Origin of the sequence: Sphingobacterium sp. JUb56 (assembly GCF_014191365.1) — a bacterium.
Lineage (GTDB): Bacteria > Bacteroidota > Bacteroidia > Sphingobacteriales > Sphingobacteriaceae > Sphingobacterium > Sphingobacterium anhuiense.
In genome coordinates, this window is the sequence record NZ_JACHWL010000003.1 from 95,306 (window position 1) to 111,151 (window position 15,846).

Genomic DNA, 15,846 nt, shown 5'->3' on the forward strand with positions numbered 1-15,846 from the left:
TTTTAAAGGAAAGGATACACCCGAAGGTGTATCCTTAGCAAGTAAGAAAGCGTACCGTGTCCCTGAGAAAGATCAGTACGCTATGGTTCCATACTAAAGTTAAAACTATGAAAAAAAATTTACATGGTCGGGGATTTTATTTACCTAAATCAAGCACCATTAAATATGTATTAATGACTAAGCTAGCAGTTGCACTCTCTTTTGCATTTACTGTGAAAGCGTTCGGAATAACGATAAGTGCGCAAGAAAAAGTTTCTTTAAAAATTAGAAATACAGATTTAAAAACAGTAATAAAGACTATTGAAAAACAGACAAATGTGAAGTTTGTTTATTTTGATAACTTGGTTTCTAATAAGAATCTTTCTTCTGTTGCTTTTGAGAATCAAGCTTGGAATAATGCACTAATTCCACTTTTAAATCAATTCAATCTGACTTTAAAAAGTTATGATGGAATTACCTATGTAATCGTTCCTTTGCATTCTGTTCAAGGGTTTGAAATCAAGGGTAAAATCATCGATGGTCGCGGACTGCCCTTGGCTGGTGTAACTGTTATTGAGAAAAGCAAAGACCGCGGTACAAGTACCAATGATAAGGGTGAGTTTACCCTGAAAGTTAGTGACGTGTCATCAATCTTGCTCATCAGTAATATCGGTTATGGCAGTCAGGAAATTAAGGCAAGTCAATCTTTTATGACGATTACGCTTCAAGAGGATCTTACTGCTTTGGCAGAGGTCGTTGTTGTGGGCTACGGCACACAGCGGAAAGCGAATTTAACAGGAGCGGTTTCTTCTGTAGATATGGACAAGGTCTTAGGAGATAGACCTATTAGCAGTAGTTCCCAAGCGCTTCAAGGTGCACTTCCTGGATTGCAGGTTACCTTTGGCAGCGGACGTCCAGGAACGAATACTGATCTCAATATTCGAGGCACAACTTCTATTAATGGAGGTTCACCTTTGATTTTGGTCGATAATGTTCCGATGAATATGGACGATGTCAATCCGAAAGATATTTTAAATGTGACCGTATTAAAAGATGCAGCAGCAGCTTCTATTTATGGTGCGAGAGCGGCATTTGGTGTTATTCTGGTGACAACAAAGAAGGGGGCGCGTAACCAGCCGACAAAAATTAACTATTCGAGCAATCTGAGCTGGAGCAACGCGTCTACTTTACCGGAAAAAGCTAATCCCTTACAATTTGTGCAGGCATTAAAAGATTTTGGAAATACCAGTAATTGGGCCGGACAAAATGTAGATACCTGGTTATCATCCTTGCAAGATTATCAAGCTAATCCAGGGCAATATCCTGATGGTATTACGGAGGTAAACGGAACGAAATATCCGTTAAAGGAATATGATCTCTATCATGAAGTTTTTCAAACTGGTTTCGAACATCTGCACAATCTTTCCATTATGGGGGGATCGGAGAAAATTGCGTACCGTCTATCGGGTATGTATGGTGATGAAGATGGTATCATGACAACGGATAAAGATAGCTATAAGCGCTATAATCTAAATGCGTATATCGGAGCTGAGTTGAAGAAAAATCTAAACTTAAGTGCCAATATTTTGTATAAAAATGACAACCGCTATACACCTGCCAATATGGGGGAGATGTTCTACCGAGCGTTGAGTTTTGGATCTTACCTCAATCCGGGGGAGACAACAGATGCGGAAGGAAATGCGATTCCTTTTGGAACGCCTAATAATTATCTGAAATATGAAGACCCAAGTCGAAACTATAATGAAAACTTGAGATTATTTGGAAAATTAGATTATAATCCGCTTCCTGGTTGGAATATCACTGCTGAATATACATTTAGTAAGACAAATAATAATTATAAGTATGCGCAGAGTAAGCATCGCTATATGAATCCAAATAATTTCAATCCTGAATATTTGTTCAATAACGATTTTTATGAACGGAGTAATACCTTGATTAACTACAATGCTTTAAATATTTATTCTAGTTATACCCATGCTATCGAAGATCATCATTTTAAAGGGCTAGCAGGTGTCAATTATGAGAAAAGTTATTCAGAAAGTTTTTCTGCAAAACGTTTTGGTATCCTTAGCCCAGATTCTCCATCATTGGGTACCAGTACAGGAACACAGACGACAGCGGATTCTTTTGGACAATATGCTGTTTTAGGATATTTTGGTCGTATCAATTACGATTTTAAAAACAAGTATTTATTGGAGGTCAATGGACGATTGGACGGCTCGTCACGCTTTTTGAAAGGAAGTCAATTTGGATTCTTTCCGTCCGTTTCAGCAGGATGGAATGTTACTGAGGAGGGTTTTATGTCAGATCTTAAAAATACAATACCCTTATTGAAGTTTAGAGGATCATTTGGTGAAATTGGAAATCAGGTCGTATTAAATCCCGATCGATCTCAAGTATATTTTCCGGTAATTCCTAAGATGGAAACGAATAACTCCAATTGGATTGATCCCAATACCGGAGTACGTTATCTGACTATCGGTGCGCCCAATCTGATCAGCTCTACTTTTACCTGGGAAAAAGTTAGAACATTAAATGTGGGCGTAGACATTGCACTTTTCAATAACCGATTGAATACAAGCTTCGACTGGTTCCGCCGTCAAACCATTGGTATGTTATATCAGGGAGCCGATTTACCTGCGGTATTAGGATCGGCGCCACCATTCCAAAATTCAACAGATTTAGAATCTAAAGGTTGGGAATGGGAAATCACCTGGAAAGATCAGTTCAAAGATTTTAAATACGGATTTACATTTAATCTATCTGATAATAGAGCTTATATTACAAGAATGGAAAATAGTTCGGGTCTTATTACAGGGCATTATCAAGGTAAAGAAATGGGTGAAATATGGGGCTACGTTTCTGATCGTTACTACAACACGAATGATTTTGAAGCCAACTCACTCGATGCTAAATTGATGAACGGTACTTTAAAACCGGGTCTTCCATTTTTTAAGGGCGTGAAGCAAAATCCAGGCGATATGCTTTATGCCGATCTGAATGGAGATGGGACTATATTTTCTGGAACGGGTACCGTTAGTGATCCGGGCGATATGAAAGTGATCGGAAATAACAATAGACGCTATCAATTTGGATTAAACGGTTTTGTCAATTATAAAAACTTTGATCTATCAGTATTCTTACAAGGGGTAGGAAAGCGAGATCTGTGGTTGAGCAATTTTTTGATGTGGCCTTACAATAATGAATTTGGTACACTTTATCAGCATAATTTAGATTATTGGACTCCGGAAAATACCGATGCCGAGTATGGTCGTGTTTATGCTAATGCTGGTTTAAATACGGGCGCTAATCGGCGTGTACAAACCAAGTATTTGTCAAACGGAGCATATTTACGTGTCCGTAACATTACCTTGGGTTATACTTTAGACAGTAAGATACTGCGGTCAAAGGCTGTTGACAATATTAAGTTCTTTGTATCTGGTGAAAATCTTTTCAAAGCTGATCATATGATCAAAGGGATGGAAGCAGATGGCGAGGATTTAGGCTCAGGTGGTATCTATCCTTTCTTGAAGAAGTATAGTTTTGGAGTTAACGTCACTTTTTAATGCTTATGTTAAGGTTTAATACAGATCATAAAATGAAAAAAAGAATCATACTATATACATTAGGGCTGTGTCTTAGTGGCTCTATGCTGAGCTGCTCAAATCTTTTGGATTTACAGCCCGAGGGGAGTCTAACGGAGAATAGCACCTTTTCTAATTATAATAATTTTATTTCTTACGCTTGGCAATTCTACGGTACTTTCCCGGGGTATAATGGATCAGCCCCCAACGCAGAGGTCAATGGCGATCTTTTTGCTAATGCCAATGCCAATGCGACTTCCGATTGGTTATGGCAAAGGGTGGTCGTACCTTCTAAATCGAGTGATTACAGTGATCCCTTTACACAGATTCGATCGATCAATATTCTTTTGGATAATATCGATCAAGCAACTAATCTGACTGAAGTAGATAAAAAACATATTCGCAGTATTGGTTATTTCTTTAAAGCTTACCAGTATATGGACCTGTTAAATAAATATGGAACAGCGATCTGGGTAGAGCATGCGATCAATGATGGTGACAAAGAAGTGCTTTATGGTACTCCAAGTTCACGGGATGAACTGGCTACAAAAATTGAAGGATTACTCAATTATGCCTCTGAGAATATTAAAGTAAACGGTGATGGTCCGAATACCATTAATAAAAATGTAGTGCTTGCCCTAACTGTTCGTTTTGGTCTACGAGAGGGGACCTGGCGTAAATATCATCAGCTTGCTCAAGCAGATAAATATCTACGTTTATCAGCAGATGCAGGAGCGAAATTGATGGGCGCTAATATTCCCTTGTTCAATGATTATGATCAATTGTTTAATAGCGAGTCTTTAGCTCAAGTTCCTGAAGTTTTGCTGTATAAGCAGTACGAGCAGAATCAGATTATGCATTCCCTAGCTTCTCTTGCGCGTAATTCTGCTGGGCGCTGGGATTTAACAAAGGCTGCGGTCGATCTATATCTGATGAAAGATGGACAGACACGCTGGTCAAGCCCGCAATTTGATGGCGATAAAAACCCTTATGACGAGTTCCGTAATCGTGACCGGAGACTGTATTTTACAATACCGCCTCCTTATAAAGTTGAAGCGAAACATCCTACTTATACTTGGACGCATACAGCAGATGTTAAAGACCGTGAATATATTGACCTGATGGCACAATTATCCGTTGATAAGCGGAAGACGCTTCCTTGGATGAACTGGGAAGGTCTTATTTTAAAGCAGGAACCTCATTTTGTCGACAACAATCTAGGTCAACCGTTCAGTGTGAGTTTTACGGGGTATCGCTTCTATAAATTCAGTAATAAAATTCAACGTATTCAAAATCAGGACATCAATGATGCGCCCATATTCAGAATGGGAGAAGTATTGATTTCTTACGCTGAAGCGAAATATGAACTGGGTGAATTGGACCAGTCGTTGGTGGATAAAACGATCAATCCTTTGCGCGCGAGGGGCGGGGTTGCGTCGCTACAGTTGGGCAGTATCCCTGTCGATCCTACACGCGATGCTAGTGTTGCTCCTGCACTCTGGGAGATACGTCGGGAACGAGCTGTGGAGCTTATGGGAGAGGGTTTTCGTTTTGATGATCTGCGCCGTTGGAAGAAAATGGACTATGCGGTTGCTTTAAAGCGGGGACGTTATATTACAAAAGGTGTAGACGTACCTGCAAATGCGCCTATACCGATTGAAAATAATCAGACTCAGGGATATATTTCATATGAAGGAAAGACACCTGGTCCTTTTTTACCACATTACTACTTATATCCTATACCAGCTGCAGAGTTGGTTTTAAACACCAATTTGAAACAGAATCCGGACTGGTAAAAATCTCATTCCTCTTCCTTATGAATTTTTAGGGAAGAGGAATAAATTTTGAATAGCTTTTTAGGGTATCTGATGTTGATTGTAACTTTTTGATAGTAACCGATCTCTTTTACAGCATCCTATTTTAAGCTTTCATATCTATTTTTTACTTTCGGATCTTGATCATCTATAGGGATTTTAATTTATATTGATGATTTGCAATGTAGGTGAGCAGTATGGCTTTTGCTCCACCATTTATCGATGTCTAATATGTCCTCTTTGTTTCTGTATAAAACTAAGGACAAGAATTATAAAAACCACTAAAATGAAAAAACCAGCATTATTTGCGTTATTTTTTGCACTGAGCAGTATCGCAATAGCACAAAAGAAAACCGATCGCCCCAATATTGTATTTATAATGGCAGATGACCTGGGTTATGGTGATTTAGGAGCTTATGGGCAACAGATTATTGAAACGAAGCACCTGGATGCCTTAGCAAAAGAGGGGATGCGTTTTGACAATTTTTATGCAGGAACTTCAGTTTGTGCTCCATCCCGATCTGCATTGATGACAGGCCAACATACCGGTCATACGCCTGTCCGAGGGAATAAAGAATTGGAGCCAGAAGGGCAGCAACCTTTAGCCGATTCGGTACAAACGATCGCCATGTTGCTGAAAAAAGCAGGCTATGCAACTGGTGCATTTGGAAAATGGGGCCTCGGAATGGTGGATACCTATGGATCGCCTCGTAATAAAGGTTTTGATGAATTTTATGGCTACAACTGCCAACGTCAATCGCACCGTTATTATCCAACACACCTGTGGCATAATCAACAACGTATTGAGCTTGAGGGTAATGGTTTATTAGCAAAAGGGCAGTATGCTCCTGAATTGATCCAAGAAAAAGCATTGGAATTTATTGATAAAAACAAGGATAAACCATTTTTCTTATATGTCCCCACCGTACTGCCTCATGCCGAGTTGTCTGGTCCTGATGATCAATATTATGAGCAATATGCCAACAAGTTTGAAGAAAAAGCCCATAAAGGAAATGACTACGGACCAAAAGCTACGATTCCAGGATATGCTTCTGTCGCTAAGCCAAGGGCTACTTACGCCAGTATGGTAAGCCGCATGGATGCACAGGTTGGACAGATTGTTGCTAAGCTGAAGGACTTAAATTTGTTAGATAATACGATTATCGTTTTTACAAGTGATAATGGTGCACATCGTGAAGGTGGTGCAGATCCCGATTTTTTCAACAGTTCGGCAGGTTTACGGGGTTATAAACGTGATCTATATGAGGGCGGTGTAAAAACTCCTTTCATTGTTTATTGGCAAGGAAAAGTTGCTCCTGGCACTACCTCCAATTATTTAGGAGCATTCTGGGATGTCCTGCCGACGTTAGCTGAAGTGGCAAAAGCAGGTAAGCCACAATATACAGACGGTCTTTCTTTTGTTCCGACATTATTGGGAAAACCAAAAAAGCAAAAGCAGCATGATTACCTATATTGGGAATTTCATGAAGATGGCGGCCGTCAAGCAGTGCGTCAAGGTGACTGGAAATTGATTTTGCAGCACGTGAGAAGTGGAAATCCTGTTGCTGAACTTTACAATCTAAAATTAGATCCTAAAGAGCAAAATAATTTGGCGACGAATAACGCGAAAAAAGTAGAAGAATTACGTAAAATCATCGCAAAAGCACATGTAGAAACGAGTGATTTTCCTTTAGTTAGATAGGGGTGTTAGATGGTTAGATAAGGAGGTTAGAAAGTTAGAAAGTTAGAATGTTCTAACTTTCTAACTTTCTTTATATTACTTAACCATCACATGTGGCTGTTGATGATAGGTTTCGCTTTTATAGAAACGGATCAGAAAATCAATCGTTTCACTGCTTAGTGGATAGAAAAACTGCTCATTGATTTCCTTTTCGTATAATTCGTAATAATGTTGTACAAGCCCAACGGAGTAAAATTTCTGAACCAGGAGCTGCAATAGATGCTGCGCATAACTGATCGGTTCGTTTTCATTTTCGACAAAATATGGATTATTCTGAAGCGGGAAAAGCGTTTCGATTCCACCGAAAAATTCCAGACCTATTTTCGAATTATAGAATGCTGTAACAGGCATAGCTCTTGCCTCATTCGGATTCGCAACCTCTTCGATTGGCGGTAATCCCACCTGCTCGCGGTACGTATTGGTCAGATCGCGGATATAGCTGCTGATTTCAGATTCTTCCATAAATGCCAGCTGACCCTGATGTTTTTTAACAAACAGCTCCTTTAGGTCAGCAACTTGTTGTGCTGCGTTTTCGATAAGTGTTGTTTTTCCGTGCAATGCTTCGACCACGTATGCTTGATCCATTTCCTGATCGGAAGCTAAGTCAATCTGATCCCTTTCGACAGCAGACATCATACCCGATAGGTTCCAGGCCCCTTCCCATGGCACGATCTCCATATAGAACAGTTGATCAGCAGTAGGTTCCTGAAAGTTTTGAATCGAATTTTGGTTGACCAAGAAAATTTCTCCAGTTGTCAGGTGTTTCAATTCTAAACGGCCCTCTTCCACTTTTTTAAATTCAAAAAAGCTATCAATTCTGTTGCCGATGGTTTTTAGATTCTCATGTTGCGGATGGTTAGTATCTACAGTCGAAGCAACAAATTCACAGGATCTGAGTGCTAATAGGTGTAGACGGAAAAAAGTGAAATGATTGTCACGAACACGGAAAGTCATTTGATTTAAGTAGGCCGGATCGTGCTGATAGCGTCCTAAGTCAGCGATATCCATATGCTGCATCAAACTGTTATAGTAATAGCCACCGGTGATATAATTGGTCGCAATTACCTTCTCAGCATAGTTGCGTACTTCAAGATAATTGGCATCTGTCGCTAGTGTATACTCTTTTTGTAACAGCGTATTTTCAGGTGCAGTCTCATAATATTCTTCCAAAACAGCATAAGCTAGGTCGGTCACCAAAGCCAGTAAACGGCCTTCTTTATCCAAGAAAAGGTGTGGGTTACGTTCGCTGAAAAATAGCCATGCAAGGACTAATACATCTTGTGGATTGATATCTTCCGGGTAATAGTCTGTCAATGCCGCATCTTCGAAAAAAGGGAGCATCTTTCCATAAAGTGCCTGGTGCTCTTTTCGGAAAGCATCGAAAAGTTTTGTTCCAGAAACCACATCCTCCAGATAGCAGGTCAAATAAACACTGAGTGTTTTAATCATTTCAGGTCTGATCAGGGCATCGGTTTCTTCTTCATCAAACCAAAGTGTATTTAAGGCATCCTGTATATCATTGGCTACTTCTAAATAAAAACGATCGGCATCCGATCTTCCTTGATAAGGGTGCTGTCCTAGCCAATCCTGTATATAAATGCGGTTTTTTTTCATTAAAATTAATCATTAAATGAGCTCGTTTCACTCGGTTTATTTTTCGGGCAATGAAGCTATCCTAAGCCAAGTATTAAAGAGCTGTTTCAGCTCAAGTGGGTTGTATCGATTCAATGCTCATTCAAAAATAACCAAATTTTTGAATTCCATAAATTGATTGTGAAGTAAATGGACATTTGGCAATATCTTCTTACTTTTGATCTATGGCTACACGAATTCCACTGGCAGAGCGCATGCGTCCCAAGAAATTGGAAGATTATGTTGGACAGCAACATATTATCGGTCACGATGCGGTATTATATCATGCCATCCAGCAAAAAAATATTCCCTCCATGTTACTTTGGGGACCTCCGGGAGTTGGTAAGACCAGCCTTGCACTCTTGATGGCCAAAGAATTGGGGCGTCCCTTCTTTTCCTTAAGTGCTATTCAGGCCGGAGTGAAAGATATTCGCGAAGTTATTGATAAAGCAGAGCGACTGATGAATTTAAATCAGGAACAAGCGGCTATGAATTTTAATCAGGAGCAACCCATTCTGTTTATTGATGAGATCCACCGTTTTTCTAAATCACAACAGGATTCTTTATTAGGGGCTGTTGAACGGGGCTTAGTGACGCTTATCGGGGCAACGACAGAAAATCCATCTTTCGAAGTCATATCTGCACTATTATCGCGCTGCCAAGTTTATGTTCTTGAACACTTAAGTTCTGAAGACCTGATTGGTTTAGTGGAGAAATCCTTGCATGAAGACGAATACCTCAAAGCATTAAGCATTGAAATTGAAGAATATGAAGCTATTTTACGTCTGTCAGGTGGTGATGCCCGTAAGCTTTTAAATGTGCTTGAACTGGTCAGTAATGCTGCGCTACTGCATCATGAACCGATTACCAATGCATTTGTACTGAAGCAGGTACAGCAGAATATGGCTATTTACGATAAGACAGGCGAGCAACATTACGATATTATATCTGCTTTTATTAAATCGATCCGTGGATCAGATCCCAATGCGGCAATTTATTGGCTGGCACGTATGATCGAAGGGGGGGAAGATCCTTCTTTCATTGCTCGTCGTCTTCTGATATTGGCTTCTGAAGATATCGGTAATGCCAATCCCAATGCGTTACTCTTAGCGAATACCTGTTTCCAGGCTGTTAATGTCATCGGATGGCCGGAATCGAGGATTATTTTGGCGCAGGCCGTTACTTACTTGGCGAGCTCTCCCAAAAGCAATGCCTCTTACGAAGCAATCAATAAGGCACAAGCTATCGTGAAGCAAACGGGAGACCTTTCCGTACCCCTTCATTTGCGAAATGCGCCGACAAAATTGATGAAAGAGCTTAACTATGGAGCCGAATATAAATATGCGCACGCATTTCCGGGAAATTTTGTTCTGCAGGAATTTTTGCCCGACCAACTGAGCGGTATGACTTTATACGATCCCGGTAAAAACCCACAGGAAGAAAAGTTAAGACAGGGATTACGGGATAAGTGGAAGGAAAAATATCGGTATTAATCTCTATGTGGTGGCAGCAGCAGTGCATATGCCTGTTTTATTGAATTAAAATAAAACAGGCAGTAAAATGCAATTTCTACTTTTACCTGAACTGTTTTTGTTAAGGAAATGTTAAATATTTTGTATGTTTACTGCCACTACATGTACTATGAAACATATTGATGGACATAACTTTGAAGAACTTCTGATTCGTATTGGAGAAGGAGATCAACAGGCATTCGCCATTATATATGATTTCTATTCGGCAGACTTGATCAGGCACATTAGCAAAAAAATTTCAAACCCTCAGACAGCAGAAGATATCCTGCATGACCTTTTCCTGTCCTTATGGAACAACAGAGCTAAAATTGTTGAAATTGTTTCTTTACCGGCTTATCTATATTCCTCTTGTCGTTACTTGATGCTTGCACATTTTAGACAGCAGCTCAAACAGGGCAATCAGCAGGATATTCGTGATGTTGATCTATTCGATGATAGCCTGCCCTTAGAAGATCAATTATACTATCGATATATGTTGGATACCGTGGCCAATGAGGTTGAAAATCTGCCAGAAAAATGTCGCGAAGTTTTCAAATTAAGCCGGGAGGAGTTTCTGAGCAATAAGGAGATTGCCGCAAAATTGAATATTTCTGAGTCTACAGTTGAGAAACATATCAATAAAGCTATCAAGCGATTGAGGGCTGTTACAAGTCATCTGTTTCATGTTTTTTTAATTTTTTAAAAAAAAATCATTTCTCGAGTAGAAGCTACCCCTAGTTTTTGACACTTGTATTATAACTGACCATCAATTTGATGCCCCTTATGAAACAAGTGAAGCATATCTATAAGTTAATCACGTTATTTTTAAACAGGCAAGAGAGCCCGCAGGAGCGAAGAGCACTTTTTGACTGGATGGATGCGCTTCCTTCTGAGCAAGAACGAGGTGAACAAGAGTTGATCGAAATGCGTAAAAATACCCGAAAACGGTTATTAAGCACGATTAATAAGAGCCAGAAAAGTATTCGCATTTCACGTATTGTACGATACAGCAGTGTTGCAGCGGCCATCTTGATGATTGCATTTCTTGCCGTCCGTTATTGGCCTGTTACAGAACAAGAAGCTTCAAAATCCCTACTAGCCTCCATTCCTCCGGGCCATGAAACAGCTATAATAACTTTGGCTGATGGGCAACAGATCAATCTGGATCAATTGGCCTTAAACCAAAGTGTGCAAGTTGGCGGAACGCTTATTAGTAAAGATGCTCAAGGCAAAGTTATTTACCGTAATGTTGCTACAGGAAAACAGCAGGTACAACGAAATACTCTATATACTCCCAAAGGGGCTACTTATGACCTCATGTTATCTGATGGAACGCTCGTGAGTTTAAATGCAGATTCTAAATTAATTTATCCTTCCTCTTTTGAAGGTGGAGATCGCGTGGTGGAGTTAGAAGGAGAAGCCTATTTTCATGTGCAGAAAACAACAAATAAAGCTCGATTTATCGTTAAAGCTGGTCAAGAGCAGACCGAAGTATTAGGAACGAAGTTCAATGTAAATGCCTATGCAAAAGAGCAGATACAAACAGCTTTAGAAGAAGGCTCTGTTGTTGTTTCGCGTAAAGATATAGGGCAGTCTGTTCATCTGAAACCGAATGAAAAGGCACAGACAGTACAAGGAAAGCTGGTTGCTGCTGCTGTAAATATGGAAGATGTGCTCGGTTGGAAAAGAGGGCAGTTTTGTTTTGATGGTACGAACACGGCAGCAGTGATGCAAGAAATTGCCCGCTGGTATGATATTGATGTCAGCTATCAGCGTATTGACCGAGGACCTCAATACAGTGGGAAAATTCCAAGAAATATCAGTTTAGATAAATTAATAGAACTCTTAAATTTTGCCGATTTAAAGACTAAAGCAGTTGTCGGTTCTGGAAACCGCATTCACCTTATTATTACTTAACCAAACTTAAAGCCAATATGAAAAACCTGGACATGATAACCTGATACTTTTAAGTATAAGTCAATAAAAAGCGGATTCTGCTCCAACAGAACCCGCAATAAGATTTGGCTTTACGTATCGATTTTGTGAAAAACTAACAACATTAACCAAACAAACGAATTTAATGAAAATTACGCGAACTCCGTCTAGCAAAGGGGAGAAAGATTTTCGGTGCCTTACTTCGTGGCTTTTGCAAAATAGTCCGAAACATTGGAGGACCGAAAAAACAGTCCCTTTCTTTGCGCGGCCTTTACCCAAATCCCTAATGAGAATCAACTTAATAGCCTTACTTTTAGGGTTAGGTTTGTCCCAAGTGGATGCACATAGCTATGCGCAGCAGGTGAGCATAAAGAAGCAAAAAGTAAACCTTGAATCCATCTTAAAGGACCTTGAGAAGCAAAGCGGTTATAGCTTTTTTTACAAAAAAGCTGAAGTCGCTCCATTGGAAAACCTTTCAGTTGACCTCCAGAATATCCCTTTACGCCAAGCACTGAACAGTATTTTGGAGGATGTTAATCTAACCTATCATTTTTTTGATAAGACTGTGGTTATCAAGAAAAAAGATCGTGTCAGAACCATTTCCCCTTCGGCTACATTTCATCTTACTGATCCCTTTCATCAAGTTAGACAGCAGTTCATTAAAGGTAAAGTCATCGATGATAACAATCAAGCTATTGCAGGTGCCACAATCCGTCTAAAGGATGATCCTAAAAAAGTCGTTAACTCTCTTGAAGACGGTTCCTTTACCCTTCCTATTACCGCTTTGAATGAAATACTTGTTATTTCTTTTGTTGGATTTGAAAACCAGGAGGTAAAAGCTAACCTGAACGGTGGTAATATGCTGATCAAGTTAAAGAAGAAAGATAATGCCATGGATGAGGTGGTGGTAACTGGGATGATGACCCGTAAAAAGGAGAGTTTCTCTGGTGCAACAGCAACTTTTACAGGTGAAGAACTCAAGATGGTCAACAACCAGAATATTGTTGCCAGCTTACGTGCCCTCGATCCTTCTTTTATTCAGATCGAGAATAATGCTATGGGGTCAAATCCCAATATGTTGCCTACTATTGAGCTTCGCGGACAGACCAGTATTGCATCTTCCAATTTGCGTGATGAATTTTCAACTGATCCCAACCAGCCGCTATTTATATTAGACGGGTTCGAAACCAATTTAAGAACGATCATGGATCTGGATATGAATATTATCCAATCGGTGACGATTTTGAAAGATGCAGCCTCCACTGCTATTTACGGTTCGCGCGCTTCCAATGGAGTTATTGTTGTGGAAACAATTAAGCCAAAAGCAGGAAAGGTTATTTTATCATATACCACAGATATGCAATCGCAGGTTCCAGATCTGTCGAGTTATAATATGATGAATGCGACTGAAAAACTGGAGTTTGAAAGATTGTCAGGGCGTTTTACGGCGAGTAATAATATCATATCCCAGCAATTGGAACTGGATCAGTTATATAACGAACGTTTAGCAACAGTGCTGACAGGCGTTGATACCTATTGGCTAGATAAACCCATTCAAAATGGATTTTCTCATCGGCACTCTTTAAGTGCACGTGGTGGGGAAGGTGCGGTTGTCTTTGATATTGGCCTTAATTATAAGGATACCAAGGGAGCGATGAAAGGTTCGGGTAGAGAAGATTGGGGGGCTAACCTGAATCTAAATTATCGAACCGGAAAATTAAACATCGCTAATAGAGCTTTTGTAACAGGATATAAAAGTAATGAATCACCTTACGGTAGTTTTTCAACCTGGGTGAATACCAACCCTTATTATGAATTTCTTCCTGCCTCAGAAAAATATTTAGCCTATCAAGATAACTCCCGGACATTTGGCTATTATTGGTCAGTTTTCAATCCAATGTATGATGCGCACCTGGCCAGTTTTGATGAAGGCAAGAACTATGTTGTCAATAATAATTTGATGCTGACCTATGATTTTAATTCAGCCTTACGTTTAACAGCCAGCGGTCAGATTAGTAAAGGGTTAACGAACACAGACAAATTCCTCTCGCCTTTACACAGTTCCTTTCAAAATGTGGAGAACCGGAAAAAAGGAAGTTTGACTCATCGTGAAGCATCAACATTCGGTTATACAGCCAATGCGATGTTGACCTATGGTAAAGTTTTGAACGAAGTTCACGCCATTACAGCCAATTTAAGAGCTGAAATCAGTGAAACCCAAAATACATTAAATGGGTATACCGCTGTTGGATTTCCTGCTGCAAGCAATGGAAATCCAAGTTTTGCATTTGGTTTTGAAACAGATTCCAGACCGAGTGCTTCTACCCGTGTAACGAGAAGAACTTCACTGGTCGGTTCTGTGAACTATTCCTATGCTCAAAAATATAATGTTGATGTCAATTATAATGTCGATGGTTCGACCAGTTTTGGTTCAAACAATCTGTTCTCGCCTTATTATTCTTTCGGTGCCAGCTGGAATGCACATCATGAAAGTTTTATGAAGGGTATTTCTTGGATCAATGTCTTACGTTTAAGAGGAAATATCGGCGTGACAGGAAATCAAAACTTCGGAAATGTCAGCCAGTCGGTTTTTAATTATAATACCGACGTGAACCGTTTTGGCCAGGGAATTTCACTTGTTGCATTGGGAGCACCGGATCTGGAATGGCAACGTACACGACAAACGAGTGTCGGTATGGATGTAACCTTATTTAGTAACAAATTAAATCTCCAATTAAATGCCTATGATAAGTTTACCGATCCTTTAGTCGTAGCTGTAACCCTTCCTTCTTCGACCGGCTTATCAGCTTATCCTTTCAATGCAGGTACTTTAGATTATAAAGGGCTGGAAGCTACCGTTAATTATTCACCTATTTATAGGCCACAAGATCGTTTTGTTCTGACTTTTGGCTTGACAGGGTCTATGTTAAAGGCTAAATATGACCATTTCGACAATAAGTTAAATTCTTTAAATCAAGAAATGCGGGAGAGTAATGCTTTGATCCGCTACCGCGATGGTTATAGTCCTAATACCTTATGGGCAGTTCCGTCTTTGGGGATTGATCCAGCGACAGGAAGAGAAGTATTTTTAACGAAAGCGGGAGAGCAAACCTTCAATTACAATATAGACAATCTTCAGGCGATTGGAAATGCACAGCCGCTTGCCGAAGGAATTCTTCGGACCAGTCTGGCTTATAAAGGTTTTACCGCCAATGTGATGGTCCGTTATATCTTAAGGAAAGACAATTTCAATACCGCACTGTTTAATAAAGTGGAGAATATGTCTGAAGAAGAAATTGTCAACAGTAACCAAGATAAACGTGCGCTTTATGATCGCTGGCAACAGCCCGGTGATGAAGCTCAATTCAAAGGTATTGCTATTACAACTACAACACCGATTTCATCCCGCTTTATACAACGTGAAAATTCATTTAGCGGCGAGTCCATCACGTTCGGTTATGAATTTCGGAATAAAAGGTGGCTTGATCAGGTAAAATTATCTAACCTCCGTATTAATGCACTCATGAACGATATTTTCTACACTTCGACAGTTAGACGAGAGCGCGGTATTTCCTATCCTTTTACACGCTCGGTATCCTTGAGTCTTAACGCAACATTCAAATAAAATC

8 protein-coding genes are annotated in these 15,846 nt (G+C 39.8%); 7 read left to right on the forward strand and 1 reads right to left on the reverse strand.

Annotated features, from left to right (window positions below):
- The first annotated feature begins 107 nt into the window (after window positions 1-107).
- The 3 genes from FHR29_RS24710 to FHR29_RS24720 all read left to right on the forward strand — a co-directional run bounded on the left by FHR29_RS24710 (window position 108) and on the right by FHR29_RS24720 (window position 7,100).
- Complete coding sequence (locus FHR29_RS24710) at window positions 108-3,566, forward strand: TonB-dependent receptor (RefSeq protein ID WP_183917936.1); 3,459 nt, start codon at window positions 108-110, stop codon at window positions 3,564-3,566.
- A 32-nt stretch (window positions 3,567-3,598) separates the two neighbouring features.
- A complete protein-coding gene (locus tag FHR29_RS24715) occupies window positions 3,599-5,380 on the forward strand; it encodes a RagB/SusD family nutrient uptake outer membrane protein (RefSeq protein WP_183917938.1) in 1,782 nt (593 codons plus the stop codon).
- Between the two features lie 304 nt (window positions 5,381-5,684).
- Entirely contained in the window at window positions 5,685-7,100 is a 1,416-nt protein-coding gene (locus tag FHR29_RS24720; protein WP_183917940.1) for an arylsulfatase, read from the forward strand.
- 75 nt (window positions 7,101-7,175) lie between these two features.
- Here the strand turns inward: FHR29_RS24720 and FHR29_RS24725 are convergent, their stop codons facing one another.
- Window positions 7,176-8,753: a DUF3843 family protein gene (locus FHR29_RS24725; RefSeq protein ID WP_183917942.1), complete on the reverse strand. Its 1,578-nt coding sequence runs from the start codon at window positions 8,751-8,753 to the stop codon at window positions 7,176-7,178.
- Window positions 8,754-8,956: 203 nt separating this feature from the next.
- Between FHR29_RS24725 and FHR29_RS24730 the strand changes: the two genes are divergently transcribed.
- The 4 genes from FHR29_RS24730 to FHR29_RS24745 all read left to right on the forward strand — a co-directional run bounded on the left by FHR29_RS24730 (window position 8,957) and on the right by FHR29_RS24745 (window position 15,842).
- A complete protein-coding gene (locus FHR29_RS24730) occupies window positions 8,957-10,264 on the forward strand; it encodes a replication-associated recombination protein A (RefSeq protein ID WP_183917944.1) in 1,308 nt (435 codons plus the stop codon).
- 148 nt (window positions 10,265-10,412) lie between these two features.
- Window positions 10,413-10,985 (forward strand): RNA polymerase sigma factor, encoded by a 573-nt coding sequence (locus FHR29_RS24735; RefSeq protein WP_183917946.1) that lies wholly within the window; start codon window positions 10,413-10,415, stop codon window positions 10,983-10,985.
- Between the two features lie 80 nt (window positions 10,986-11,065).
- Window positions 11,066-12,199 carry a FecR family protein gene (locus tag FHR29_RS24740; protein WP_183917948.1) on the forward strand — a complete coding sequence of 378 codons (1,134 nt, stop codon included), beginning with the start codon at window positions 11,066-11,068 and terminating at the stop codon, window positions 12,197-12,199.
- Window positions 12,200-12,503: 304 nt separating this feature from the next.
- Window positions 12,504-15,842, forward strand: coding sequence for a SusC/RagA family TonB-linked outer membrane protein (locus FHR29_RS24745; RefSeq protein ID WP_183917950.1), 3,339 nt, complete (start codon window positions 12,504-12,506; stop codon window positions 15,840-15,842).
- Window positions 15,843-15,846 lie beyond the last annotated feature (4 nt).

Coding starts and splice junctions, on each gene's coding strand:
- FHR29_RS24710 (WP_183917936.1), top strand. CDS start 108: ATGAAAAAAAATTTACATGGTCGGGGATTTTATTTACCTAAATCAAGC.
- FHR29_RS24715 (WP_183917938.1), top strand. CDS start 3,599: ATGAAAAAAAGAATCATACTATATACATTAGGGCTGTGTCTTAGTGGC.
- FHR29_RS24720 (WP_183917940.1), top strand. CDS start 5,685: ATGAAAAAACCAGCATTATTTGCGTTATTTTTTGCACTGAGCAGTATC.
- FHR29_RS24725 (WP_183917942.1), bottom strand. CDS start 8,753: ATGAAAAAAAACCGCATTTATATACAGGATTGGCTAGGACAGCACCCT.
- FHR29_RS24730 (WP_183917944.1), top strand. CDS start 8,957: ATGGCTACACGAATTCCACTGGCAGAGCGCATGCGTCCCAAGAAATTG.
- FHR29_RS24735 (WP_183917946.1), top strand. CDS start 10,413: ATGAAACATATTGATGGACATAACTTTGAAGAACTTCTGATTCGTATT.
- FHR29_RS24740 (WP_183917948.1), top strand. CDS start 11,066: ATGAAACAAGTGAAGCATATCTATAAGTTAATCACGTTATTTTTAAAC.
- FHR29_RS24745 (WP_183917950.1), top strand. CDS start 12,504: ATGAGAATCAACTTAATAGCCTTACTTTTAGGGTTAGGTTTGTCCCAA.